General features: G+C 73.0%; 24 protein-coding genes. 8 read left to right on the top strand and 16 right to left on the bottom strand.

Annotated elements, in window-relative coordinates; all coding sequences use genetic code 11:
* Window positions 1-125 precede the first annotated feature (125 nt).
* Window positions 126-1,511, bottom strand: a complete 1,386-nt coding sequence (locus tag AB0958_RS06555) for an FAD-dependent oxidoreductase (protein WP_366889182.1) — start codon at window positions 1,509-1,511, stop codon at window positions 126-128.
* A gap of 37 nt (window positions 1,512-1,548) precedes the next feature.
* Window positions 1,549-2,433, bottom strand: coding sequence for a DUF4349 domain-containing protein (locus AB0958_RS06550; protein WP_366889181.1), 885 nt, complete (start codon window positions 2,431-2,433; stop codon window positions 1,549-1,551).
* Between the two features lie 154 nt (window positions 2,434-2,587).
* Here AB0958_RS06550 and hemG point away from each other — a divergent pair, with 154 nt between their 5' ends.
* Together hemG and hemQ are read left to right on the top strand one after the other, a co-directional pair.
* On the top strand, window positions 2,588-4,192 hold the full coding sequence (gene hemG, locus AB0958_RS06545; RefSeq protein WP_366889180.1) for a protoporphyrinogen oxidase: 1,605 nt from the start codon (window positions 2,588-2,590) through the stop codon (window positions 4,190-4,192).
* A gap of 5 nt (window positions 4,193-4,197) precedes the next feature.
* A complete protein-coding gene (gene hemQ / locus AB0958_RS06540) occupies window positions 4,198-4,929 on the top strand; it encodes a hydrogen peroxide-dependent heme synthase (RefSeq protein WP_366889179.1) in 732 nt (243 codons plus the stop codon).
* 13 nt (window positions 4,930-4,942) lie between these two features.
* Here the strand turns inward: hemQ and AB0958_RS06535 are convergent, their stop codons facing one another.
* The 7 genes from AB0958_RS06535 to AB0958_RS06505 all read right to left on the bottom strand — a co-directional run bounded on the left by AB0958_RS06535 (window position 4,943) and on the right by AB0958_RS06505 (window position 11,890).
* Entirely contained in the window at window positions 4,943-6,589 is a 1,647-nt protein-coding gene (locus AB0958_RS06535; RefSeq protein WP_366889177.1) for an alpha/beta hydrolase, read from the bottom strand.
* 153 nt (window positions 6,590-6,742) lie between these two features.
* A complete protein-coding gene (locus AB0958_RS06530; protein WP_366889176.1) occupies window positions 6,743-7,522 on the bottom strand; it encodes a TIGR04222 domain-containing membrane protein in 780 nt (259 codons plus the stop codon).
* Window positions 7,523-7,618: 96 nt separating this feature from the next.
* Complete coding sequence (locus tag AB0958_RS06525) at window positions 7,619-8,428, bottom strand: DUF4142 domain-containing protein (RefSeq protein ID WP_366889175.1); 810 nt, start codon at window positions 8,426-8,428, stop codon at window positions 7,619-7,621.
* Between the two features lie 248 nt (window positions 8,429-8,676).
* Window positions 8,677-9,948 carry a DUF692 domain-containing protein gene (locus tag AB0958_RS06520; protein ID WP_366889174.1) on the bottom strand — a complete coding sequence of 424 codons (1,272 nt, stop codon included), beginning with the start codon at window positions 9,946-9,948 and terminating at the stop codon, window positions 8,677-8,679.
* A 123-nt stretch (window positions 9,949-10,071) separates the two neighbouring features.
* On the bottom strand, window positions 10,072-10,863 hold the full coding sequence (locus AB0958_RS06515; protein WP_366889173.1) for a DUF4142 domain-containing protein: 792 nt from the start codon (window positions 10,861-10,863) through the stop codon (window positions 10,072-10,074).
* A gap of 105 nt (window positions 10,864-10,968) precedes the next feature.
* Window positions 10,969-11,661, bottom strand: coding sequence for an aminoacyl-tRNA hydrolase (locus AB0958_RS06510; protein WP_366889171.1), 693 nt, complete (start codon window positions 11,659-11,661; stop codon window positions 10,969-10,971).
* 43 nt (window positions 11,662-11,704) lie between these two features.
* Window positions 11,705-11,890: a hypothetical protein gene (locus AB0958_RS06505; protein ID WP_366889170.1), complete on the bottom strand. Its 186-nt coding sequence runs from the start codon at window positions 11,888-11,890 to the stop codon at window positions 11,705-11,707.
* Window positions 11,891-12,383: 493 nt separating this feature from the next.
* Here AB0958_RS06505 and AB0958_RS06500 point away from each other — a divergent pair, with 493 nt between their 5' ends.
* Window positions 12,384-13,007 (top strand): sigma-70 family RNA polymerase sigma factor, encoded by a 624-nt coding sequence (locus AB0958_RS06500; RefSeq protein WP_366889169.1) that lies wholly within the window; start codon window positions 12,384-12,386, stop codon window positions 13,005-13,007.
* Complete coding sequence (locus AB0958_RS06495) at window positions 13,004-13,675, top strand: hypothetical protein (RefSeq protein WP_366889168.1); 672 nt, start codon at window positions 13,004-13,006, stop codon at window positions 13,673-13,675. Before AB0958_RS06500 ends, AB0958_RS06495 begins: the two co-directional genes overlap by 4 nt.
* Window positions 13,676-14,027: 352 nt before the next feature.
* On the opposite strand, the gene AB0958_RS06490 is transcribed toward AB0958_RS06495, so the two are convergent.
* From AB0958_RS06490 to zapE, 7 genes are all read right to left on the bottom strand, one after another.
* The gene (locus AB0958_RS06490; protein WP_366889167.1) at window positions 14,028-14,876 is read right to left on the bottom strand and encodes a polysaccharide deacetylase family protein; all 849 of its coding nucleotides are present in this window, start codon (window positions 14,874-14,876) and stop codon (window positions 14,028-14,030) included.
* Window positions 14,877-14,944: 68 nt separating this feature from the next.
* Window positions 14,945-15,769: a PPK2 family polyphosphate kinase gene (locus AB0958_RS06485; protein ID WP_366889190.1), complete on the bottom strand. Its 825-nt coding sequence runs from the start codon at window positions 15,767-15,769 to the stop codon at window positions 14,945-14,947.
* A 1-nt stretch (window position 15,770) separates the two neighbouring features.
* Window positions 15,771-16,709 (bottom strand): slipin family protein, encoded by a 939-nt coding sequence (locus AB0958_RS06480; RefSeq protein ID WP_366889166.1) that lies wholly within the window; start codon window positions 16,707-16,709, stop codon window positions 15,771-15,773.
* 165 nt (window positions 16,710-16,874) lie between these two features.
* Entirely contained in the window at window positions 16,875-18,350 is a 1,476-nt protein-coding gene (locus AB0958_RS06475) for a SulP family inorganic anion transporter (protein ID WP_366889165.1), read from the bottom strand.
* Window positions 18,351-18,358: 8 nt separating this feature from the next.
* Window positions 18,359-18,937, bottom strand: coding sequence for a carbonic anhydrase (locus tag AB0958_RS06470; RefSeq protein WP_366889164.1), 579 nt, complete (start codon window positions 18,935-18,937; stop codon window positions 18,359-18,361).
* 88 nt (window positions 18,938-19,025) lie between these two features.
* The gene (locus AB0958_RS06465; RefSeq protein ID WP_366889163.1) at window positions 19,026-19,421 is read right to left on the bottom strand and encodes a hypothetical protein; all 396 of its coding nucleotides are present in this window, start codon (window positions 19,419-19,421) and stop codon (window positions 19,026-19,028) included.
* 153 nt (window positions 19,422-19,574) lie between these two features.
* Window positions 19,575-20,681 carry a cell division protein ZapE gene (gene zapE / locus AB0958_RS06460; protein ID WP_366889162.1) on the bottom strand — a complete coding sequence of 369 codons (1,107 nt, stop codon included), beginning with the start codon at window positions 20,679-20,681 and terminating at the stop codon, window positions 19,575-19,577.
* 37 nt (window positions 20,682-20,718) lie between these two features.
* Between zapE and AB0958_RS06455 the strand changes: the two genes are divergently transcribed.
* The 4 genes from AB0958_RS06455 to msrB all read left to right on the top strand — a co-directional run bounded on the left by AB0958_RS06455 (window position 20,719) and on the right by msrB (window position 24,031).
* Entirely contained in the window at window positions 20,719-21,516 is a 798-nt protein-coding gene (locus tag AB0958_RS06455; RefSeq protein WP_366889160.1) for a pyrimidine reductase family protein, read from the top strand.
* Window positions 21,517-21,689: 173 nt separating this feature from the next.
* Complete coding sequence (locus AB0958_RS06450; RefSeq protein ID WP_366889189.1) at window positions 21,690-22,145, top strand: indole-3-glycerol phosphate synthase; 456 nt, start codon at window positions 21,690-21,692, stop codon at window positions 22,143-22,145.
* 76 nt (window positions 22,146-22,221) lie between these two features.
* Entirely contained in the window at window positions 22,222-23,610 is a 1,389-nt protein-coding gene (murC, locus tag AB0958_RS06445; RefSeq protein ID WP_366889159.1) for a UDP-N-acetylmuramate--L-alanine ligase, read from the top strand.
* 13 nt (window positions 23,611-23,623) lie between these two features.
* Window positions 23,624-24,031 carry a peptide-methionine (R)-S-oxide reductase MsrB gene (msrB, locus tag AB0958_RS06440; RefSeq protein WP_358976092.1) on the top strand — a complete coding sequence of 136 codons (408 nt, stop codon included), beginning with the start codon at window positions 23,624-23,626 and terminating at the stop codon, window positions 24,029-24,031.
* Window positions 24,032-24,225: the final 194 nt, after the last annotated feature.

The raw sequence follows: 24,225 nt of genomic DNA, 5'->3' as shown, positions 1-24,225 counted from the left end.
GATCAGCGGGACGGCTTAGGGCCCGCTGCGGAGTGCGGGTGCGTGGGGGCTGGTCGCGCAGTTCCTCCCCCAGCCTCCGGCCGGGGGTACCCCCAGCGCCCCTGGGTCGGTATCCGTGGCGCCCGCTAGAAAGCTCGCACCTTTGCTGTGGCTTTCCTCGCCGCCACCAGGACCGGGTCCCACACCGGTGAGAACGGCGGGGCGTAGCCCAGGTCCAGGGCCGTCATCTGTTCCACCGTCATGTTGGCGGTCAGGGCGACCGCGGCGATGTCGACCCGCTTGCCCGCGCCCTCCCTTCCGACGATCTGGACGCCCAGCAGGCGGCCCGTGCGGCTTTCCGCGAGCATCTTGACGGTCATCGGGCTCGCGCCGGGGTAGTAGCCGGCGCGGCTCGTGGACTCGATGGTGACCGTCTCGAACCGGAGGCCCACCCGCAGGGCGTCCTTCTCGCGGAGGCCGGTGCGGGCGATCTCCAGGTCGCAGACCTTGCTCACCGCCGTGCCGACGACCCCCGGGAACGTGGCGTACCCCCCGCCCACGTTGGTGCCGATGACCTGCCCGTGCTTGTTGGCGTGGGTGCCCAGCGGGACGTACTGCTCCTGGCCCGAGACCAGGTTGAGCACCTCCACGCAGTCCCCGCCCGCCCAGATGTCCTCGTGGCCGCGCACCCGCATCGCGAGGTCGGTCAGCAGTCCGCCGTGACGGCCCAGCGGCAGGCCCGCCGCCTCGGCGAGGCGGGTCTCGGGGCGGACGCCGATGCCGAGGATCACCACGTCCGCCGGATACTCGGCGTCCTCCGTGGCCACCGCGCGCACCCTGCCGTCCTCGCCGGTGAGCAGCTCGGTGACCTCCGTGTCGTCGACCATGGTGATGCCCAGGCCTTCCATGGCCTTGTGCACCAGGCGGCCCATGTCCGGGTCGAGCGTGGACATGGGCTCGCTGCCCCGGTTGACGACCGTGACCTCGTACCCGCGGTTGATCAGCGCCTCGGCCATCTCCACCCCGATGTAACCGGCGCCCACGACCACCGCGCGCCGGCCGCGTGTGCGTCCCAGGGTGTCCAGCAGGGCCTGGCCGTCGTCCAGGGTCTGCACGCCGTGCACGCCCGGAGCATCCGCACCGGGCATGTCCGGGCGGATCGGGCGCGCCCCGGTCCCGATGACGAGCTTGTCGTACGACGTCCAGGACTCGGCGCCGGAATCGACGGCACGCGCGCGTACCCGCTTCCCGGCCACGTCGATCTCCGTGACCTCGGTACGCATCCGCAGGTCGATGTCGCGCGCGCGGTGCTCGGCGGGGGACCGGGCGATCAGCTGGTCCCGTTCCGCCACGTCACCGCCGACCCAGTACGGGATGCCGCACGCCGAGTAGGAGCTGAAGTGACCGCGTTCGAAGGCCACGATCTCCAACTCGTCAGGTCCCCGCAGCCGACGCGCCTGGGACGCCGCGGACATGCCGGCGGCGTCACCGCCGATCACGACCAGTCGTTCCCGCCCACTGTCCATGCTCATGCGCACACGCTACGGGGCGGGGCCACCCCGGGTTCGCTCAGGTGTCGCTGCCGGGCCGGGCGGTGGTACTGCGGCGGCGCGCCACCTTCCACCACAGCAGCGCCACGAGGGCCGCCAGGGCCGCGAACGGCAGGGCCGCGCCCAGCGCCAGGGCGATCCAGCGCAGCATGGTCACGAAGACGTGCCAGCCCCCGGACAGGGCGTCCACGAAGCCGGGCGAGTCGTCCCCGGCGGCCCGGTGGACCGGCGTCTGGGTGAGCGACAGCGTGATCGTGGCCAGGCTCGTGCGGTCCTTCAGGGACGCCTGCCGGGCGAGCAGCGCCTCCAGATCGGCCTCGCGGCTGCTCAACTCCCCTTCCAGGGTGACCACGTCACCGATCTTGTCCGCGCGGTCCATCAGTTCGCGGACCCGTGCGACGCTGGCCCGCTGCGACTTTATCCGGCTGTCCACGTCCACCACCTGGCCGGTGACGTCCTGCGCCTTCGCGGTGCGGTCGAGCAGCTTGCCGGCGCCCTGGAGGTCGCCGAGCACCTCGTCGTAGCGCTCGCTGGGCACCCGCAGGACCACCCGGGTGCGCTCGTGCCCCGCGGAGTCCCGGCTCGTGGTCTCCTCGCCGACGTAGCCGCCGGCGCTCTCGGCGGTGGTGCGGGCCGAGTCGAGGGCCTTGGGCACGTCCATGACCTGCACGGTCAGGGAGGCGGTGCGGATGATGTCGTTCGCGGTGAGGTCGGGCGTGGTCCGGGCGGATCCCTTGCCGCCGCTGTCCTCGGCACCGGCGGAACCCGCCGCCTCCCGGGCCACGCTGCCCGAGTCGGCCTTGGCGCCGTCGGCGGAGCCGCCGCCGCCCGCACCGCAGCCGGTGAGGACGAGGGCGGCGGCGAGCAGGACGCCGGCGAGGGCGGGTCGTACGGGACGGCGCATGGTTCCCCCTGGGGGTCGTGACGACTGACGCTCCTGCGACGCCGGGGCGGGGCGGAACGTTGGGCGGGGACGGTTCCGTTGCGGTCACGATCGGGGCGCGGGCGGGTCACCGGGCCGGGGCGGGGCTGTCGGCGGGGTCTGAGAGAGTGGGGCCATGAGCGCAACGGGTACGGGCACGGGGCATGTCGTCGTCATCGGAGCCGGCATCGCGGGGCTGGCCGCCGCCCACCGGCTGCTGGCGCGCGGCGCGCGGGTGACCGTGCTGGAGGCGTCCGGGAGAGTCGGCGGCAAGCTGCTGCCCGGCGAGATCGCCGGAGTGCGCGTCGACCTGGGCGCCGAGTCGATGCTGGCCCGCCGGCCCGAGGCGGTCGCCCTCGCCCGCGAGGTGGGCCTCGCCGAGCGGCTCCAGCCCCCGGCCACGGCCACCGCCTCGATCTGGACCAGGGGCGCCCTGCGCCCCATGCCCAAGGGCCACGTCATGGGCGTCCCCGGCACCGCCGCCGCGCTGTCCGGGGTGCTCTCCGAGGAGGGCCTCGCCCGTATCGAGCGCGACGCCGACCTGCCCCCCACCGAGGTCGGCGACGACGTGGCGGTGGGGGAGTACGTGGCGGCGCGGCTGGGCCGGGAGGTGGTCGACCGGCTGGTCGAGCCGCTGCTCGGCGGGGTCTACGCGGGCGACGCCTACCGCATCTCGCTGCGCTCGGCGGTCCCGCAGCTCTACCAGGCCGCGAAGACCCACGACTCGCTGACCGAGGCCGTCCGCGAGATCCAGGCGAAGGCGGCCGCGAACCAGCAGACGGGCCCGGTGTTCATGGGCATCGAGGGCGGCGTGGGCACCCTCCCGCTCACGGTCGCCGACTCGGTCCGGGCCCGGGGCGGGGAGATCCTCACCGGGACACCGGTGACGGAGCTGCGGCGGGTGGCACCCGAGGGGACGGGTGAGACGGGGGTCCTGGCCCCCGGCGGCGCCGCGGTCGGCGCGGCGGGCCCCGCGCGCGCCGGCGCGGTGGCCACCGACCGCCCGGCGGGTCCGGACACCGTCGGCGGACCGTGGCCGACCGGCCGGGCGGGCGCGCACGGCGTCTGGCGGGTCGTCGCCGGGGACCGGGTGCTGTACGCCGACGCGGTCGTCGTCGCCGTTCCCGCCCCTGCCGCCGCCGCCCTGCTGCGCGCCGAGGCGCCCGCCGCCGCGGCCGAGCTGGCCGCCGTCGAGTACGCCTCCATGGCCCTGATCACCCTCGCCTACCGCCGCGCCGACGCCGAACTGCCCGCCGGCAGCGGGTTCCTCGTCCCGCCCGTCGACGGCCGCACCATCAAGGCGTCCACCTTCGCCTCCCACAAGTGGGGCTGGATCGCCGACGAGGACCCGGACGTCGTCGTCCTGCGCACCTCGGTCGGCCGGTACGGCGAGACGGCCGTCCTCGACCGCGACGACGCCGACCTGGTCGCCGTCTCCCGGCACGACCTGGGCGAGGCCACCGGCCTGGCCGCCACCCCGCTCACGACCCGCGTCACCCGGTGGACCGGCGGACTGCCCCAGTACCCCGTCGGCCACCACGCGCGCGTGGCCCGGATCCGCGAGCACGTCGCCCGGCTGCCGGGGCTCGCGGTGTGCGGCGCGCAGTACGACGGGGTCGGCATCCCCGCCTGCGTCGCGAGCGCCTACGCGGCCGTCGACCAGCTGGCGGGCGACCTGCGCGGGGTCGAGGAGCTGACGGCCGCCCCGGTGCAGAGTCTGCACGGCGGAGCGGGAGAATAGGGACCATGAGTGACGACGCCCCCACCACCGAGTCCGGCAGGATCCCGAACAAGGGCAAGCTGGCCAAGGACCTCAACGAGGTCATCCGCTACACCCTGTGGTCCGTCTTCAAGCTGAAGGACGTGCTGCCGGAGGACCGGGCCGGCTTCGCCGAGGAGGTCCAGGAGCTGTTCGACCAGCTCGCCGCCAAGGACGTGACCGTCCGCGGCACCTACGACGTGTCCGGCCTGCGCGCCGACGCCGACCTGATGATCTGGTGGCACGCCGAGACCAGCGACCAGCTCCAGGAGGCGTACAACCTCTTCCGCCGCACCCGGCTCGGCCGCGCCCTGGAGCCGGTCTGGTCGAACATGGCGCTGCACCGCCCCGCCGAGTTCAACCGCTCGCACATCCCGGCCTTCCTCGCCGACGAGACGCCCCGCAACTACGTCAGCGTGTACCCGTTCGTGCGCTCCTACGACTGGTACCTGCTGCCCGACGAGGACCGCCGCCGGATGCTCGCCGACCACGGCAAGATGGCCCGCGGCTACCCGGACGTGCGCGCCAACACGGTCGCCTCGTTCTCCCTCGGCGACTACGAGTGGATGCTGGCCTTCGAGGCCGACGAGCTGTACCGCATCGTCGACCTCATGCGTCACCTGCGCGGCTCCGAGGCCCGCCGGCACGTCCGCGAGGAGGTGCCGTTCTACACGGGCCGCCGCAAGGACATCGCGGACCTGGTCGCGGGCCTGGCCTGAGGCCGCTCGCGGCTCAGTGCCGGCCGGCCTTGCCCTTCAGGGAGTCCCGCAGGGTCTTCCCCCCGGCCTGGCCGGCCGGCACCGCCGGCCTCGGCTCCGGGTGCCCGGCGCAGGACGCGCGCCGCTGGGGGAGCCGCCCCTCCAGCAGGTAGGCCTCCAGATAGCCGTTGACGCACTTGTTGGGTCCGCCGCCGATGCCGTGCGTGCCCGCGTCCCGCTCGGTCACGAGCACCGAGTCGGCGAGCCGCCGGTTCATCTCCAGCGCACCCGCGTACGGCGTGGCCGCGTCCCGCTCGGCCTGGAGGATCAGCGTCGGCGGCAGCTCTCCGGGGCCCGTGCGGACGTCGAGGGGCCGCTGCCGGGGCACCGGCCAGTAGGCGCACGGCAGATTCATGAAGGCGTTGTCCCAGGTCTCGAACGGCGCCACCCGCGCAAGCCTGGTGTTGTCCCGGTTCCAGGTCTTCCACTTCGCCGGCCACGGCGCGTCGTTGCACTCGACGGCCGTGTAGACCGCGTTCCCGTTCTCCGCCGCGGCGGCCGAGCCCGGCGGTGGCGCGGCCAGCCGGATCAACGGCTTCGCGTCCCCCTTCAGGTACTTCGACAGCGCCTGGGCGCGGCTCGGCCAGTAGTCGTCGTAGTAACCGGCCGACAGGAACGCGCCCTGCAACTGCGCCGGACCCACCTTCCCGCCGGCGGCCCTGGCCGCCAGCCGCCTGCTCGCCCGGTCGTAGCTCGCCTGCACCTTCGCGGGCGTGTCGCCGAGCCCGTACGCGTCGTCGTGGCGGGCGATCCACTCCCGGTAGTCCGCCCAGCGGCTCTCGAAGGCGGCCGACTGCTGAAGGTTGTTCCGGTACCAGATCTGCGCCGGGTCCGGGTCCACCGCCGAGTCCAGCACCATCCGCCGTACGTGCGAGGGGAACAGGGTCGCGTACAGGGCGCCGAAGTAGGTGCCGTACGAGGCGCCCATGAAGGTCAGCCGGTTCTCGCCGAGCGCGGCGCGCAGCACGTCCAGGTCACGGGCGTTGTTGAGGGAGGTGTAGTGGCGCAGCTTGTTCCCGGACCGCTTCAGGCAGCCCTTCGCGTACGCCTGCGCCTCCTTGATCCGGGCCTTCTTGTACGCCTCGGAGGGGTGCGTCGGCGACTGCGACGGAGCCTTGAAGAAGTGCTCGGGGTCCACACAGGACAGCGGTGCCGAACGGTCCACACCCCGCGGGGCGTAGCCGACCAGGTCGTAGGCGGCGGCGATGCGCTTCCACTCGGGCAGCACGCCGACCATCGGGAAGCCCATGCCGGAGGCGCCGGGGCCGCCCGGGTCGTAGACCAGGGCGCCCTGCCTCGGCACCTTGCGCTTGCTGTTGTGCGGGTCCTTGTGGGTGGCCCGGACCCGGCTGACGGTCAGCTTGATCCGCTTGCCGTCCGGGTGCGCGTAGTCCAGCGGGACGCTCAGCGTGCCGCACTGGAAGGCGGCGGGGAACTCCAGGTCGGCCGCGCACCGGCCGAAGTCGATGCCTTCCGTGCGTGCGCGGGCGGCGGCCACCGCGGTGCCCCGCAGTTCGGCCGCCGCCGCGCCCGGGACGCGATCGGCGCTCCCGGCCGGGGCGGCGGCCAGGGTGGTCAGGATCAGTGACCCGGCTGCCGAGTACAGGACGGGGGCTCTCATGGCGTATCCCTTCGGTGCACGGCTGCCGGTGGCGTGGCGGCATGGCACCGCGGCGACTGCACGACAGCAATAAAAGGGATATTTCGACCGGTTGGCGGGGAAGGCAAGCACCATCGGGCGGTGTCGGCGCCAATGCCCCCTATGCGCCCCCGCTCACTCCCGGGGCGGCTGGTCCCGGTGTGCGAAGGCCGCACGCAGCTCCGGTTCGCCGATCGCGCGGACGCCCCGGACGGCGACCGAGGTCAGCAGCGACCGGTCGTCGGCGATGCGGTTCGCCCGCCGGTGCAGCACGCCGAGCAGCCGCTGCCCGGCCGGCGAGGCCCAGCGCGCGTACGGGTGCACCTCGACCCGGGCGATGGCCAGGCAGCTCAGGGTCAGGGTGAGGGGCAGTGCGAACCAGACGGCCACCAGGTGGCGCGGCATCCCGGTGGGGGCGGGCAGGGCGAGGGCGGCCATGCCGAGGCCGAGGACGGCCAGTGCGGCGGCCCGGACCTGCCGGACCCCGGACGCGACCGTCGTCCGCGCCGCCGCGTCGGGCACCGCGAGCCCCGCCCGCACCAGCCCCTCGCCGAGGCTGCGCACGGCGTCCGCGTCGGCCGCTGCCGAGCGCACCGGCGCTATCCGGGACTGCCCCTCGGGTCCGATGGCCCCTATCACCGACCGCTCCATCTCGTCCCGTCCGCGCGGGTCCACGACGGTGGCCCAGCCGGTGTGCGCGAGCAGCAGCCGCTGCTCCCGGGCCATCGAGACCAGCGTCAGGTCGGCGACCCGCGAGGGTCCGCCGGACAGGAACGCGGCCTCGTACAGCGTCAGGTCGTGTCCCCGGCCCGCGTCCGCGTCGGCGGCCGCCGACCGTACGGCGGCCAGGCACAGCCGGGTGCAGGCGGTGCCGGCGACGGCCCAGGCCAGGAGCAGGAGGAGGACCCAGAACATGACATGTTTCTATGCCAGGGTCCTCGGAATCGCCATGCCCTGTTCACATTCCGGACCGAGTGTTGTGGGTCTGTGACGTTCCGTTTGCCGCGCAGGTCAGGGGCTGTCGGAGGCCGGCGGCGGACTGGTGGTGGCCGGGGGCAGGGTGTACGGCGAGGACGGCGACGGCGCCGGTGCCGGGGACAGCGCCGGGGACGGTACGACCGGGATCGCGTCGCTCGGCGCGAAGACCTGCGGGGAGGCGGCGGGGGAGGGGGTGACCGCCAGCTGTTGCGCCAGCGCGGCGAAGTCCACGTAACCGGTCGCCTCCAGGACCTTGATGTGGTCCAGGACGGTGGTGTTGGCGTCGTCGGCGAGCGCGCGGACCAGGGTGTTCTGGGTGCCGGCGCGGACCTCGGCGACGACGGAGAACACCCGGCCGTGGGCCAGCCGCACCAGGTTCGCGAACTGCCGGTCGAAGTCCTGGCCCTGCGCGCCGGTGAGGGTGGCGAGCCACTGTTGCTGCTGGTCGTTCGGCTGGTTCGGAAGCGGTACGCCGAGCTGGGCGGCGACACCGCGGACCCGGGCGTCGAGGGCGGCGTGCCCCGCCACCAGGTGCTGCCCGGCCGTGCGTACGGCCGCCGTGGTGCCCTTCTGCTCCGCCATCTCCCCGGCGGGCAGCTCCCAGAGTCCCGCCAGCCGCACCTTGACGATGAAGTCCCGGTCCAGCTCGGACAGCGGACCGTACCGGGTCGCCACGGTCTTCGCGCTGAGCACGCTCACCGCACCGGTCGGATCCGCACGGTCGGCGTACGACCAGACGGGGAAGACCAGCGCGGCGATGGTCGCCGCGAGACCGGTGACGATCAGCCCGGTGCCGCTGAAGATGCCTCGCCCCTGGACGGGGGGCCGGGGACGCGCTCGCATGTTGCCTCCTGCACCGCACGGGGGTGGCTCCGCTGTGCGGGCTAGGCATATTACCCAGGGGTTTCCGGGGGGCGCCCGGACGGTGTTCGGGCGGGCCTCGGGGGCTGGTCGCGCAGTTCCTCCCCCAGCCTTGGGCCGGGGTGCCCCCAGCGTCCCTTCAGGGCGCGCTGCACAGCCGTGTCTTCGACGCCACCGGCAACCACCGGTGAGTGCAGTTCCCGCGCCCGGCCCCGGCCCACCCGCACGGCTCACGCCCCGCGCAGCAGCACCCTCCGGCGGGGCGCCGGGCCCGCCCGGTGCTGCCACCACGCCCGCAACCGCCGCCGGGACGCCCGGTCCACCGGCCCGCCCTCCCGCAGCAGCTGTCCCGCGAAGTCCAGGGCGTCCCGCCGGTACCCCCCTGTCATCGGCCGCTGCTGCGCGTACGCCAGGAACGCCGCCCGGTACCCCTCGCCGAGGATCTCCGGCAGCTCCGGTGCCACCTTCGCCACCACGTCCGCGCGCTTCCCGGCCAGCGCCCGCGCCTGCACCCCCATCCGCACCCGGTCGAACCCCTCCGGCACCGGCGTCCCCGCGACCAGTGAGGACAGCACCGCGGTCTGGGCGAGGCCGACCCGCTGCCGGGTGGCGTCGGGGACGGCGGTCACCGGCCTCACCTCGCCGGTGCGTACGTCGGCGGCGGCGGCCGCCCCGCCCGCCGTCACGGCCGCCCGGATCGCCGACAGCTCACCCTCCAGTTCGGCCGGTTCCGGGAAGTTGTCGTCGCGTTCCAGCAGGACCCCCGGCGGCGCTACCCGGGACGCGAGGTCGGTCAGGATGTCCAGGACCGCCGGGGGCACCGGGTGGGCGTGGCTGTCGTGCCAGACGCCGTCCCGTTCGAAGCCGCCCGCGACATGGACGTAGGCGATCGCCTCGACGGGGAGTTCGGAGAGGGCCTTGGCCGGGTCCTCCCCGCGGTTGACGTGGTTGGTGTGCAGGTTGGCCACGTCGATCAGCAGCCGTACCCCGGTCCGGTCGGCGAGCTCGTACAGGAACTGCCCCTCGGTCATCTCCTCGCCCGGCCACGCGATGAGCGCGGCGATGTTCTCGACGGCGAGCGGCACGGGCAGCGCGTCCTGTGCGATGCGGACGTTCTCGCAGAGCACGTCCAGGGCGTCCCGGGTGCGCGGGACCGGGAGGAGATGGCCCGCCTCGAGGGACGGGGACGCGGTGCGCGGGCCGCCCGCGCGGACGAACGCGATGTGCTCGGTGACCAGCGGGGAGGCCAGCGCCTCGGCCCGCTCGGCGAGCGCCCTGAGCCGCCCCTCGTCGGGGCGGTCGGCGCCGCCGAGGCCCAGCGAGACGCCGTGCGGGACGACGGTCACCCCCCGCTCGCGCAGCCGCAGCAGCGACTCGGGGAGGTGACCCGGGCAGGTGTTCTCGGCCACGACCTCGACCCAGTCGATGCCCGGCATCCGCGCCACGGCGTCCGCGATCTCCGGCCGCCAGCCGATGCCCGTGCCCAGCCGTTCCGAGGTCATGATCGTCCCCCTCCTGCTCCGAGTGACGGGGATATGGCCCCGGAGCGCGCCCGCGAACCTCGTTGCCTGCCGCTTCAGAGCAACATTTGAGGTTCGTCGGTCGCGCTCCGGGGAGTCGGGGGGCTACTGGCCGACTCCGCCGACCGGGTCCTGCGGGTCTGGGCGCCCGGTGTTCACGGTGCCCGGCGCGCCGGGCGAGGGCTTCGACGTGGTCTGCACGTTCCCGCTGGCCTGCGCGGCCGGCGCGGAGGGCACCGGCACCCCCGGCGCGGGTACGGCGGGGCCGGTGGGGCTGGCCGTGGTCGCGTTGGCGACGTCGTTCGCGTTGGCCTCGAAGTCGACCTTGCCGGTCTTCTCCAGGATCGTGATGTGGTCGAGGACGGTCTGGTTGGTGTCGGAGGCCAGCTGCCGCACCAGACTGTTGCGGGTGGTGTTCCGCACGGTCCCGATCGCCGGGAAGATCTTGCCGTGCGCGGCCCGCAGCAGGTTCACGAACTTGTACTCGTACTCCTCGCCGGTCGCCGCCGACATCTCCTGGAGCCAGCCCTGCTGCTGTTCGTTGGGCACGTTCGGCAGTTCGACGCCGAGCTTGGCGGCGACGATCCGCACCCGTCGGTCCAGATCGGTGTGGCCGACGATCAGATGGTCGCCGGCCTCCCGGATCGCCGGGCTGGGCGCCCGCTCGACGGCCTGCTGGCCGGCCGGCAGCTCCCACAGCCCGGCCAGCCGGACCCGCACGATCAGGTCTCGGTCGGCGGCCGTGAGCGGACCCCACTCCGTGTTGACGGTCCCCGCCGCCACGTTGGCCTGCCCGGTGCCGGTCCGGTCGCCGTAGGACCACACGGGGTACACGAGCGCGCCGACGGTTCCGGCGAGTGCGGCCAGAATGAGGGCGGTTCCGTTCGAACGCCGCAAGGATTCCTCCCCGTGTCGCTGGTTCAGTGCCAGGACGTACGGTCGGATCCGCGACGGTGTTCAAACAAACGGCAAAGTTTCTCAGGGAAGTTCAAAATCCGCAGCTCAGCGCAGTGCCGGATGATCCGCGACCACCGTGCAGCTGCCCGGCGCGATCTCGGTGAACCCGGCGTCCCGCACCAACGGCAGCCCGCTCGCGGTCAGTTCGCGCCACTCGGCCGGGTCGGCGGTCCGCACGGCGAGCGGGAGACCCGAGTCCCGCCAGGCCCGCCGCTCCTCCTCGGGCAGTGCCCACCAGGCCAGTTGGGCACCGTGCCCGGCCTGTGCCATCGTCTTCCCGGCCGACATCTCCAACTCCGGGTTCAGCCACAGCACGGGCGCGGACCGGTCGGCGTCGGCGGGCGGCTCGGGGTCCTCCAGTTCGGTGCCGGACACCTGCAACTTCGCCAGGTCCCTGGGCCATCCGTCCAGGGGGACCGGCGGAAACACCCGTACCTCGGCGGACTTCCCGGTGAGGGTGATCCCAGGCAGCGCCTCGGCGCGCCGCCACTCGGCTCCCCGGGCCCGCCGCACCACCTTGCGGATCCGGGCGTCCTCCCAGTCCCGGACCGCCCGCGCCCACTCCCCGTCGCCGAGGGCACGCTCGTCGCTCAGCAGGGTCAGCACGGCCCGGGCGGCCGTCTCCAGGGCGTCTGTGCGGCCGGGAGGGGCCGACTTCTCTATCCGTACGACAAGGGGCAGGACGAACTGGGGTGCTTCGTCCCGGCGGCCGGCCGAGACCTGGAAAGGAGCGCTCACCGCACCCACCCTACGGGGCGCCCGACGCCCCCTGCCCCGCCGTTCACCCCGAGCAGGCGGTCCGCTGCGCCTCCTGCCACTCGCACCGGGGGCACAGCGTGACCCCCTTGTACGACTCGGGGTACTCCGTCGGCTCCCGGCACAGCACGCACTCGGCGTACGGCGGCCCGTCGGCCCTCGGCGGCCGCGCGGTCCCGGTGATGGTGCAGTAGTCGCCGTCGTCGCCCATGCCTCCAGCGTAGACACCGTCGCGCCGCCACCCGCTCTTTGCGCCAGCAACGGCATGAAGGTGCGGCCGCTCCTGCTCGGGCGGGCCGCGTCGTCGGCGAGGCCCCTGCGGCAGGCCGTCACTCCTAGTGAAGCGTGGGGGTGCGCATGGAATATGCGCCCCCTGTGCGCGGGGCGTGCGCCGGGTGATGGACCTGGTGTGATGCAGAACACTTTCGGGAAACGTATGGCTGTTCGCTTCCCTCTTCGGTCGGGTCGGGCCTGGTCAGCAGGACACCGACGGTGACTAGCAGTGCTTGTTGAAGATTGCATCACGCCCCCGGCCGCGCCCTCCGGTGATTTTCCCGAGGTGTGCATGAGTGATCGGCCGCATGAACCACTTAGGTAGGTCTCAGGCCCAACGGGCCGTCGGCGCGCACGAGTTGCGCCGGTCCCAGCCGACCCTCAATGGAGAGGAAAAGCCTGCCCATGTGCCGTGCCGCCGGGAGGCCTGCGTGAGTCACGACGACGCCCCAGAGGGCGCTCCAGATGCCGAGCCGCGTTCCGGACTGTCCCAGTCCATGTTCCTGCCGCTGGACCTGCCGCTGGACTTCGAGGCCTTCTACCTCGGGCACCAGGAGCCGTTCCACGCCTACGCGGAAGTCCACTTCGGGACCCGCGAGGTGGCCGAAGAGGTCATACACGAGGTGTTCCTCCAGATCCACGCGGGCTGGACGGAACTGCTGAGCTCGGGCTCGCTGGAGCAGGGCGCCTGGGCGATCATGCGGCGGGCCGTGCACGACCGCCTCGACCGCGAGGGCCGCGCGCCGGCGTTCGTCATCAACGGGCCCATAGCCCAGGCGCTGGCCCCGGCGCTCGCCACGGCCCGGGAGAAGCTGCAGAAAATGGAGTCGACCAGCGGCCTGTACGAGGCGATCGCGGAACTGCCCAACCGCCAGTTCGAGGTGATCGTCCTGCGCTACATCCTCGGCTACCCCACCGCCAAGGTCGCCTGGTACGTCGGCATCGACGAACGCACCGTCGGCCACCACCTGCGCCGGGGCAAGGAACGCCTGCGCGTCAAACTCGGCCTGCCCGACGAACGGAAAAGGCCCCACCCGAAGGGGGAACGACCGTGACCACCACACTCGACGCCCTGCTGAACGAGGTCCGGCTGCCCGCCACGGCCCCACGGCGGTTCGACGTCGCCGCAGGCCTTCGCCGGCTCGCCACCGACGCCCGCCGGCGCACCCCGACCACGGACGTCGCCCGCGCCGCCCAGGCCGGCCAGCGCCTGGGCGTGGTGTGCCGGTGGGTGCTCAACGAACCAGCCGTAGCCGACCACGTCGCCAAGATCGCCGAAGGCCCCGACCGCGGACCGCTGACGGAGGAACACCTGGACGTCGACGGCGCCCTCGCCTTCGCCTGCCTGCTCTACCTCACCCGCCACCCCGAGTCGGCCCAGTTCTGGTGGCAGCTCGCGGCCGGCGCCGGCAGTCGCGCCGCCGCCTACTGCCTGCACCTGCACCACCTGGCCCTCGGCGAATCCAAGCGGGCCCAGCACTGGTTCCACCAGCTCACCCACTCCATGGCCGACACCGCGCCGCCCGACGCCGCGTTCCTCGAAGGTCTCGAACTGTTCGCCCGCTACGTCCGCACCAACGGCTCCACCGCCCTGGCCCCCACCTGCCGCCTCGAGCACGAAGTCGACCGGCTCGCCGCGCGCACTCCCGGCCGCTCCGTCATCGTCGCCCGGCCCGACCGCCAACTGGTCGACCGGCTCCAGGAGTTCGTCGCCGACCGCTGAAACAGGCCGACAGGCGAGGAAGAGAAAGAAGGAGGGGAGCCCCATCCGGCCACCGGTTCCGAGGCCACCGGCCGGGCGGACTCCCCGCCAAGACGCCATACGAAAGGGACGCCTTCCATGCACCCTGGCCCCCACCCGCCGCCCCCGGACGACTGCCGGCCGACTGCGCCGGTCCGCATCATGCTGGTCTTCCTGCCGTGCCACAGCCCCTGCTGTGTTCCGCCCCGGCAGGGCACAACGACGCACCCCGTGACCTCTGTTCGGTCGGCAAGCGATACGGAGGCGCTCCAGCAGGCCGCCCGTCCCCGGGGTGCCAAGGCGATGATGCTTCCTCGCCCGTGAACGAGGACGGTCACCGGTGACCGGGCGTCTGCCCGATCAGCTCGGACACCTTCACGAACCGGAAACCCCGTTTGCGCAGCTCGGGTACGACGTCGCGCACCACCTGCTCGGTGGTGGGGGCGGCGCTGCGGGTGCAGTGCATGACGACCACGGAACCGGGCTTCACCCCGTCCAGCACCTGCTTCGTGACCGCGTCCGCGTCCGTCGCGAACGCGTCCCCGCTCACCACGTCCCACTGCACGGCGGTGACCCCGAGCCGGCCGACCGCGCGCAGCGCCTGCCGGTCGTAACAGCCGCCGGGGAAACGGAAGTACGGCATCGGGTGCGGCACGCCCGCCTTGCGCAGCGCCGCGTAGGCGCGCTGTACGTCCGACGTCATCCCGTCGGGGGGGACGGTCGGCAGGCCGTAGCAGTCGCCGGTGAACGCGTAGTGGCTGTAGGAGTGGTTGGCGACCTCGAACCGGGGGTCGCGGCCGAGGGAGCGGGCCTGGTCCGGGTACTGCTCGGCCCAGCGGCCGGTCATGAAGACGGTGGCCGGCACCTTCAGCCGGCGCAGGGTCGCGATCAGCGCCGGATTGTCGAAGTGCTCGCCCGCGGCGGCCCGCGGCCCTTCGTCGGCGGTCATGTCGGCGTCGAAGGTGAGGGCGACGGTCTTGCCCAGGGTGCGGGGACCGTTCGCGAACACGGGGGCCGCGCCGCCCGCGCCCGCGGGGAGGGTGGGCGGCGCGGTGGCGGGAGCGGGCTTCGCGGGGGCCGGGTGTCCGGCCGGTGGTGCCTGGGTGGAGCCACAGGCGGCGAGCGCGGCTCCCAGGGCGCAGACGGCGGTCGTACCGGCAATACGGCGTACTAGTCTGATCACCCTACGAAACTAGGGCGGAATGTCCGATTTTCTCGGTCGGCACGGCGCCGGATCACCCGGGCGGCGGGTCAGGGCGCCTTCAGCAGTCGCTCCCGGCACGCCGCCACGTCGAAGTCCGGCTTCGGGTACTGCGGGTCGAGCACCTCCAGATGCTCCAGGAGAAGCCGGCCGATCGCCCAGTTGCGGTACCACTTGTGGTCGGCCGGGACCAGGTACCACGGCGTGGCCGCCGTCGAGCAGCGCTCCAGCGCGATCTCGTACGCCTCCTGGTACGCCGGCCACAGCGCGCGGTCCTCGATGTCGCCGGGGCTGAACTTCCAGCGCTTGTCCGGGTTGTCGAGGCGCTTGAGCAGCCGCCTCTTCTGCTCCTCGTAGGAGAGGTGCAGGAAGCACTTGAGGACGGTCGTGCCGTCCCGGGTGAGCGAGCGCTCGAAGTCGTTGATCCGGTCGTAGCGGCCCTCGATCTCGGAGGGCGGGGCCAGCTCGCGGACCCGGGCGACCAGGACGTCCTCGTAGTGCGAGCGGTCGAAGACGCCGATCTCGCCGGGTTCGGGCAGCGCCTTGCGCACCCGCCAGAGGAAGTCGTGGCCGCGTTCCTCCTCGGTGGGGGCCTTGAAGCCGTGCACGCGGCAGCCGGCCGGGTTGAAGTGGCGGACGACGTGTTTGACCGTGCCGCCCTTGCCGCTGGTGTCCATGCCCTGGAGCACCAGCAGGACCCGCCGCCGGTCGCCCACCGTGGCCGCCGCGTGCAGCCGCTCCTGGAGGCCGGCCAGCCGCTTGCTCATCGTGTCGGTCGCCGCGTGCGCCGCGCTCCTGCCGCCGGGGGCGCCGGGCGTCGCGTCGGCCGGGTGGGTGAGCAGCCCGGGACGCTCGCCCACCGGGAGCCGGAGCAGGTCACGCAGGGTGCCGTTCCTGTCGTCGTTCCGGTGGGTCGAGTCCGTCGAGTGCTTCGAGTGTGTCGGATGCTTCGGGTCGTCCGGGTGGTTCCTCGCCACGGGAGCGCCTTTCGATCGGGTCCGGGCGGCCCGGGTACCCCGGCGCGGCGAACCCGGACGCGGCGCCGTCCGACGCCGGCTGCTGGGCCCGCTCCAGGAACCGCAGCAGCTCCACCGGGAACGGCAGCACCAGGGTGGAGTTCTTCTCGGCCGCGACCGCCACGATCGTCTGCAACAGGCGCAGTTGCAGGGCCGACGGGGTGCCGGCCATCTGTTGGGCCGCCTCGGCCAGCTTCCTCGACGCCTGGAGTTCGGCGTCCGCGTTGATGATCCGGGCGCGGCGCTCCCGGTCGGCCTCGGCCTGCCGGGCCATCGAGCGCTTCATGGCGTCCGGCAGCGACACGTCCTTGATCTCGACCCGGTCCACCTGCACCCCCCAGCCCACGGCCGGGCTGTCGATCATCAGCTCCAGGCCCTGGTTGAGCTTCTCCCGGTTGGAGAGCAGATCGTCCAGGTCGCTCTTGCCGATGATGGACCGCAGCGAGGTCTGGGCCATCTGTGAGACGGCGAACTTGTAGTCCTCGACCTTGACCAGCGCGCTCACCGCGTCGACCACCCGGAAGTAGACGACCGCGTCCACGCGCACGGTGACGTTGTCGCGGGTGATGCCCTCCTGGGCGGGGACCGGCAGCGTCACGATCTGCATGTTGACCTTGTGCAGCCGGTCCACGACCGGGATCACCAGGTTGAATCCGGGCTCCCGTACCTCACCGGAGACCCGGCCCAGCCGGAAGAGCACGCCCCGCTCGTACTGCTTGACGACCCGTGCGCCGGCGGCCAGGTACAGCGCGCCGAGGCACAGCGCCGTCACCACCGCGACCAGCAGCTCCTGAACCATCCCGACCTCCAGGGAGAGAGGTCCGATATGTCTGTTGCTGCAACGATATGCCCGGCGGGTGGCTCGGGGCCACGGCCGCCGGGAACGGGTCCGGGCCGGGGCGCCGAGGGGCGTCGGCGTCCCCGCCCGACGGCGGTGGCGCCCCGGCCTCGGGGCGCCACCGGTTCAGGCAGCCGTGACCTTGACGGGTTCGGCGGTCACGCGCACCGGTTCCGTGCCGGCGTCGCTGTGCCGCTCGGCCCAGCTCTCCAGCGCGGTCCGGCAGGCGTGGTCGAGGTGGTGCAGCCCCGACAGGTCCACCCGGATCGGGCGGTCCTGCGGCAGCGACTCCAGGCTGTCGAGTATCTTCGGCAGCCGCAGGAAGGTCGCGTTGCCCGACAGGTGGGCGTCGATGGGGCCGGCACCCTTGTCGACCACCTCCAGCTTGAGGTGCGAGGCCTCCCAGGCGGTCTTCACGATCGACAGCGCCAGACCGATCAGCACGCCCTCGAACATGCTGACCGCGACGATCGACACCGCCGTGACCACCAGGATCAGCGCCTCGCCCCGGTGCTCGCGCCAGAGCGCGGCCAGTGAGCGCACGGGGATCAGCTTGGCGCCCGAGTAGACCAGGATCCCGGCCAGCGCCGGGATCGGGATGTAGGCCAGGGCACCGGGCAGCAGCGCCGCGAAGAGCAGCAGCCAGACGCCGTGCAGCACCCGGGACGCCTTGGTGCGGGCGCCCGCCTGGACGTTGGCCGCGCTGCGCACGATCACCGCGGTCATCGGCAGCGCGCCGAGCACCCCGCACAGCGCGTTGCCCGCGCCCTGGGCGACCAGCTCCCGGTCGTACTGGGTCCGTGGACCGTCGTGCAGCCGGTCCACGGCCGCCGCGCTGAACAGCGACTCGGCCGACGCGATCAGGGTGAACGCCACGATCGTGCCGATCACCCCGAGGCCCGCCAGTTCGCCGAAGGCGCTCAGCGGCGGCGGCTGGACGGAATCCAGCAGCCCCCGCACCTCGACGGTGGCGACCGGCAGGCCGAGGAGGAGCGCCGCCAGGGTGGCGAGACCGACGGCGGCCAGCGGTCCGGGGACCGTACGTACCGCCGCCGGGGCGTGCTTCCACAGGACGAGGACCGCCACGGTGCCCGCGCAGAGCGCGAGCGAGGCCAGCGCCCCACCGTCCCCGAGGGCGTCCAGGAACGCCTCGGGCAGCCCGGCGATCTTGCCGAGGCCCGAGTCGGGTGCCTTGGCCGCGAGTGCCGGGTACAGCTGTCCGGCGATCAGCACCAGGCCGATTCCGGCCAGCATGCCCTCGACGACCGACAGGGAGATGGCCCGGAAGTAGCGCCCCAGCCTCAGGACCCCCATGGCGATCTGGAGGACTCCGGTGACGAGCACGATCACGCCGAGCACCGGCAGCCCGAACTCCTGCACCGCCTCGAAGACGAGCACGGTCAGACCGGCGGCCGGCCCCGACACCTGAAGGCTGCTGCCCCGCAGCATCCCGGTGACGACACCGCCCACGATGCCGGTGACCAGGCCCAGCTCGGCCGGGACACCGGAGGCCACGGCCACGCCCACGCACAGCGGGAGCGCGACCAGGAAGACGACGAGGGAGGCGGCGAAGTCCTGACGTATGTAAGGGAACTTGGTCATCGCGGCGCTCACAGGGCCTCGAAGGTGTCGGTCCCGGCACGGTGTTCGCGCACGGCACCGGTGTGGACCTCGTAGTACCAGCCGCGCAGGGTCAGGGTGCCCGCCGCCAGCTTCCGGTCGACGAACGGGTAGGAGCGCAGCCGCAGCAGCTGGGCGAGCACGTGGTTCTGCACGCCCTCGGCGACGGCCGGGTCCTCGGCCGCCCCGCTCGGCCGCGGCTCGGCGCTGGTCAGCCAGTCCCGGACGGCGGGCACGGCGGTCAGGTCGTCGCCACGCACCAGCGCGCCGACGGCGCCGCAGTGCGAGTGCCCGCAGACGACGATGTCGCGGACGCCGAGCACCTCCACGGCGTACTCGATGGTGGCCGCCTCGCTGGTGGGGTGCTCCGAGGCGTAGGGCGGGACGATGTTGCCCGCGGTGCGCAGCTCGAAGAGCTCGCCCGGGCGGGCGCCGGTGATCAGGGCCGGGACGACCCGGGAGTCGGAGCAGGTGATGAACAGCACCTGCGGGGACTGGCCAGCCGCGAGCTGGGCGAACTCCTCAGGGCGCTGTCCGAACGTACGGGCGTTGTCGATGAGGGGCTGCATGGTGTGTGGACTCCTCCTGGCGCGCCGTAACGGCGCGTCGGGCTTGCACGACGGTTGTGGGGGGGTGAGCCGAGACGGAACCCGCCTCTCAGCAGCGGAAGACCTGGAGCGTGGCCGGTGAGTGGGCTCTGGAGGCTCTGGACGTGCGTCGGTGCTCGGCCGAGGGGGCCGTCGAGGCGCGTATGGCCTCGGTGTGCCGGGGGGCGGCCTGACGGTCGTCGGCCCAGCCGGCGGTGGTGGTGCGGTGGCGGTCGGCGCTCTGCGGGGGACCGGGCGGCTCGCCGCACAGTCCCGGGTCACGTAGGGTGCCCGAGCCTTCGCGCACGGCTTTCGCCGGGGGGTGGGATCCGGGCTGGGCCTTGGCCTCGGCATGACTGAGTGTGTGCGCTCCTGCGAAGGTTGCCGAAGGAGCGAAGAACTGGACGGCGAGCAGGGCGGCGGCCAGGAGCGAGATCACGGTCCGGGCCGTCGTGCCTCGGAACATGGGCCCCCCTCGCAGCGGTTCACGCCTCTTGTGTGCACCAAGCACAGGTCAACGGTTGGTCAAGAAACACGGTAACCCGGCGGAGCCGTTTGCTGGGTTAACTCCGTGTTGCGTGCCGCAGACAGCGTGAAAAGCGCCGGTGGCGTGGCCTGATCAGGCTCTTGACACCAGTCCCTTGGCGTCCCGGGCGAGCGCGGTGAGCCGGGATATCGCCCGGAAGTACTTCTTGCGGTATCCGCCGTTCAGCATCTCCTCGCTGAACAGCCGGTCGAAGGGCAGCCCGGAGGCCAGGACCGGGACCTCGCGGTCGTAGAGCCGGTCCGCGAGGACCACGAGCCGCAGCGCGGTCGACTGGTCCGGCACCGGCCGCACGTCGGTCAGGCAGACCGCCGTGAGGCCGTCGGTCAGCGCGCCGTACCGGCTGGGGTGCACCTTGGCCAGGTGGTCGAGCAGGTGCGGGAAGTCGTCGAGGGACGCGCCCGGCGTGGCGTACGCGGCCTTGGTCACCTGCTCGTCGGAGTACGGCGCCGGCGCCTCGGGCAGGCCCCGGTGGCGGTAGTCCTCGCCGTCGATGCGCAGCGTGCGGAAGTGGGCGGACAGGCCCTGGATCTCGCGCAGGAAGTCCACGGCCGCGAACCGGCCCTCGCCGAGCTTGCCCGGCAGGGTGTTGGAGGTGGCCGCGAGCGCGACCCCGGCCTCGACGAGCCGTGCGAGCAGGCTCGACACCAGGACCGTGTCGCCGGGGTCGTCCAGCTCGAACTCGTCGATGCACAGCAGGCGGTGGCCGGACAGGGTCGCCACGGTCTGCTGGAAGCCGAGGGCGCCCACCAGGTTGGTCAGCTCCACGAAGGTGCCGAACGCCTTCAGCGCGGGCTCCGCCGGGGTGGCGTGCCACAGGGAGGCGAGCAGGTGGGTCTTGCCGACGCCGTACCCGCCGTCGAGGTAGACCCCGCGGGGCCCGGCGGGCGCCTTCGCCGCCCTGGCCTTCCCGAAGCCGAGGAAACCGCGCCTGCCGCCGCCGGCCGCGTGCGCCCCGCCGAGACCGGCCGCGAAGCCTTCGAGGACCCGGACGGCCTCGGTCTGGCTCGGCTGGTTCGGGTCCGGGAGGTAGGTGGCGAAGCGGACCGAGTCGAAGCGGGGCGGCGGCACCATCTCGGCGACCAGCCGGTCCGCGGGGACGTGCGGCGCGCGGGCGCACAGCGACAGCGGGGCCGCGTCGGCTATGGGGCTGACCTCGGAAGCGGCGGGAGAAGACGACACGGTCACCCATGCTAGTTGCCGTGCCACACTGCACGGCATGCGACGCCTGTTCCCTGTGACCGAAGAGACAGCAGCCCAGGCCTCCGGCGGTACGGCCGGCCGGGAGCGCGCGGGGGAGTGGAGCCTCGCCGAGCTGGCCCTCGCCTACGCCTACCCCGAGTCCGCCGGGCGCCAGGCGTGGCTGCGGGCCAACATGGTGTCCACCCTCGACGGGGCGGGCCAGCACGACGGACGGTCGCAGCCCATCTCCGGGGCGGCCGACATGCGGATCTTCGGCACCCTGCGAGGCCTCGCGGATGTCGTCGTGGTGGGGGCGGAAACGGTACGGCAGGAGGAGTACCGGCCGGTACGCGCGCGTGCGGAGTTCGCGGGGGCCCGCGCCGCGGCGGGGCAGCCGGAGGCGGCCGCGGTCGCGGTGGTCACCGCGAGCCTCGACCTCGACTTCTCGCTCCCGCTGTTCACCTCGCCCCTCGTGCCCACGCTGATCCTGACCGGCGCGGCGGCCGCCCCCGACCGGGTGGCCACCGCGGAGAAGGCCGGGGCCCGGGTGGTGACCGCGGGCGACGGCATGGGCGTCGACCCGGCCCGCGCGGTCCGCGCCCTCGCCGACCTCGGACACACCAGGCTGCTCACCGAGGGCGGCCCCCGGTTGCTGGGCCAGTTCATCGCCGCCGGTGTCCTCGACGAGCTGTGTCTGACGGTCTCGCCGATGCTCACGGCGGGCGGGGCGCAGCGGATCGCGGGAGGACCCGGCGTCGCCGTGCCCCATCGCTTCGAACTGGTGTCTCTTCTTGAGGAGGCCGGATTCCTGTTCGGCCGGTACCGCCGGTCCTGACATCAGCGGAATATTCCGTTCCGCTTAGCTTTCGGCAGGCACACTGAATCCGGCAGTACCCGTGCGATCACGGGGCAGGATGGTTTCCGCAGGGGGGTGCTCGGCCCCACGCAGGACAGAGGGTCGAACAGCCCTCCAAGGAGAAGAGGCGCCAGGTGTTCACAAGCGTTCTGATGATCGAGAAGGCCCTGACGTCAGCCGACGTGGAGTTCGTCACCACCTTGCACGGGGACGAGCAGGTCGCCTTCCACGTGCTGCTCCAGCCGCGCGGCGACCAGGCGGACCGCCTGCTGCGGGCCATCGACGACATCGCGCTCGGCGAACTCGACGAGGCCGCCCGGGAGCGGGAGACCCCGGAGGGGGACGCGGCGAAGGGGCCGGCCGAGCAGGCGCTGGCCGTGTCGCTGACGGCCCTGCGCGCGGCCGGGAGCACGGCGGAGGGGCGGATGGTCGAGGACCATCCGCTGGACGCGCTGCGCAAGCTGGTGGAAGAGGTGGGTGCGGACGAGGTGATCGTGCTGACCGATCCGCACTACGTGGAGGAGTTCTTCCACAGAGACTGGGCCTCGCGGGCCCGGCACAAGGTGGGGGTGCCGGTGCTGAAGCTGTTCTCGCACAGCAAGGCGTAGGGGTTCGCCGGGCGCCCGCGTCTCAGCACATAGGCTAGGCAGGCTTTCGCACGTCACCGTCTCTGGGGAGAAACACATGGCACCCGGGCTTCCTTCCGCCATGGACCGACCGCACTTCATCGGCATCGGCGGCGCCGGGATGTCGGGGATCGCCAAGATCCTCGCCCAGCGCGGGGCCCGGGTGGCCGGGAGCGACGCCAAGGAGTCGGCCACCGCCGAGGCGCTGCGCGCTCTGGGTGCCACCGTGCACGTCGGGCACGCGGCCGGCCACCTCGCCTCCGACGCCACCTGCGTCGTCGTGTCCTCGGCGATCCGCGAGGACAACCCGGAGCTGGCCCGCGCGGCCGAGCTCGGCATCCCGGTGGTGCACCGCTCGGACGCGCTGGCCGCCCTGATGGACGGGCTGCGCCCGATCGCGGTCGCGGGCACCCACGGCAAGACCACGACCACCTCGATGCTGGCGGTGTCGCTGGGCGAGCTGGGGCGCGAGCCGTCGTACGCCATCGGCGGCGACCTGGACGCCCCCGGCTCCAACGCCCTGCACGGCGCGGGTGAGATCTTCGTCGCCGAGGCGGACGAATCGGACCGCAGCTTCCACAAGTACGCGCCCGAGGTCGCGATCGTCCTCAACGTGGAGCTGGACCACCACGCCAACTACGCCTCGATGGACGAGATCTATGAGTCCTTCGAGACCTTCGCGGGCCGGATCGTGCCCGGCGGCACGCTGGTGATCAACGCCGACCACGAGGGCGCCCGGGAGCTGACCCGGCGGTTGGCCGGCACCGTGCGGACGGTGACGTACGGCGAGGCCGCGGACGCCGACGTACGGGTGCTCTCGGTCGTGCCGCAGGGCCTGAGGAGCGAGGTCACCGTCCTGCTGGACGGGGCCGAGCTGACCTTCGCGGTCTCCGTGCCGGGCCGGCACTACGCGCACAACGCGGTGGCCGCGCTCGCCGCGGGCGTGGCCCTGGGCGTCCCGGCCGCCGAGCTCGCGCCCGCCCTCGCCGCGTACACCGGGGTCAAGCGGCGCCTCCAGCTGAAGGGCGAGGCGGCCGGGGTCCAGGTGATCGACTCCTACGCCCACCACCCCACCGAGATGACCGCCGACCTGGAGGCGATGCGCGGTGCCGCCGGGGACTCCCGGATCCTGGTCGTCTTCCAGCCGCACCTGTTCTCCCGCACCCAGGAGCTGGGCAAGGAGATGGGCGAGGCGCTGGCCCTCGCCGACGCCTCGGTGGTCCTGGACATCTACCCGGCCCGGGAGGACCCGATCCCCGGGGTCACCAGCGAGCTGATCATCGAGGCGGCGCGGGCCGCGGGCGCCGACGTCACCGCGGTGCACGACAAGGACGAGGTCCCCGCCGTGGTCGCGGGAATGACCAAGCCCGGTGATCTGGTTCTCACCATGGGCGCGGGCGATGTGACCGACCTGGGCCCGAGGATCCTGGAACGCCTGGCGAAGTAAGGGGCTGAGACTCATGTCGTACGACGTCGAGAAGTCGGACGAGCAGTGGCGCGCGGAGCTGGGGCCGGCCGAGTACGCCGTGCTGCGCCAGGCGGCGACCGAGCCGGCCTTCACCGGTGAGTACACCGACACCAAGACCAAGGGCGTGTACTCCTGTCGCGCCTGCGGTGCCGAACTCTTCACCTCCGGCACGAAGTTCGAGTCGCACTGCGGCTGGCCGTCCTTCTACGACCCGAAGGACTCCGACGCGGTCGAGCTGATCGAGGACCGTTCGCACGGGATGGTCCGCACCGAGGTGCGCTGCGCCCGCTGCGGCTCCCACCTCGGCCACGTCTTCGAGGGCGAGGGCTACGCCACCCCGACCGACCAGCGGTACTGCATCAACTCGATCTCGCTGCGGCTGACCGCCGACGAGAGCTGACGCCGCCGCCCCTACCGCTCGTCCGCACCCCGCCGCCCTTCAGGGCGGCGGGGTGTTCTCGTGGGTCCGTCGGGCGGCGGTCCGGCGTCGATCGACATTGTGCAATGTATTGACCGACGTGAAAAAACTGCCCTACATTCAACGCGTTCCAGGCGGCACCGCCCCGCGTCCCCGACGCGTCCCCGCGCCCGCCG

The organism is Streptomyces sp. NPDC006655 (assembly GCF_040703965.1).
Lineage (GTDB): Bacteria > Actinomycetota > Actinomycetes > Streptomycetales > Streptomycetaceae > Streptomyces.
The sequence above is the reverse complement of the archived record's forward strand: the minus strand, read 5'-3'. Positions and strand labels throughout refer to the sequence as shown.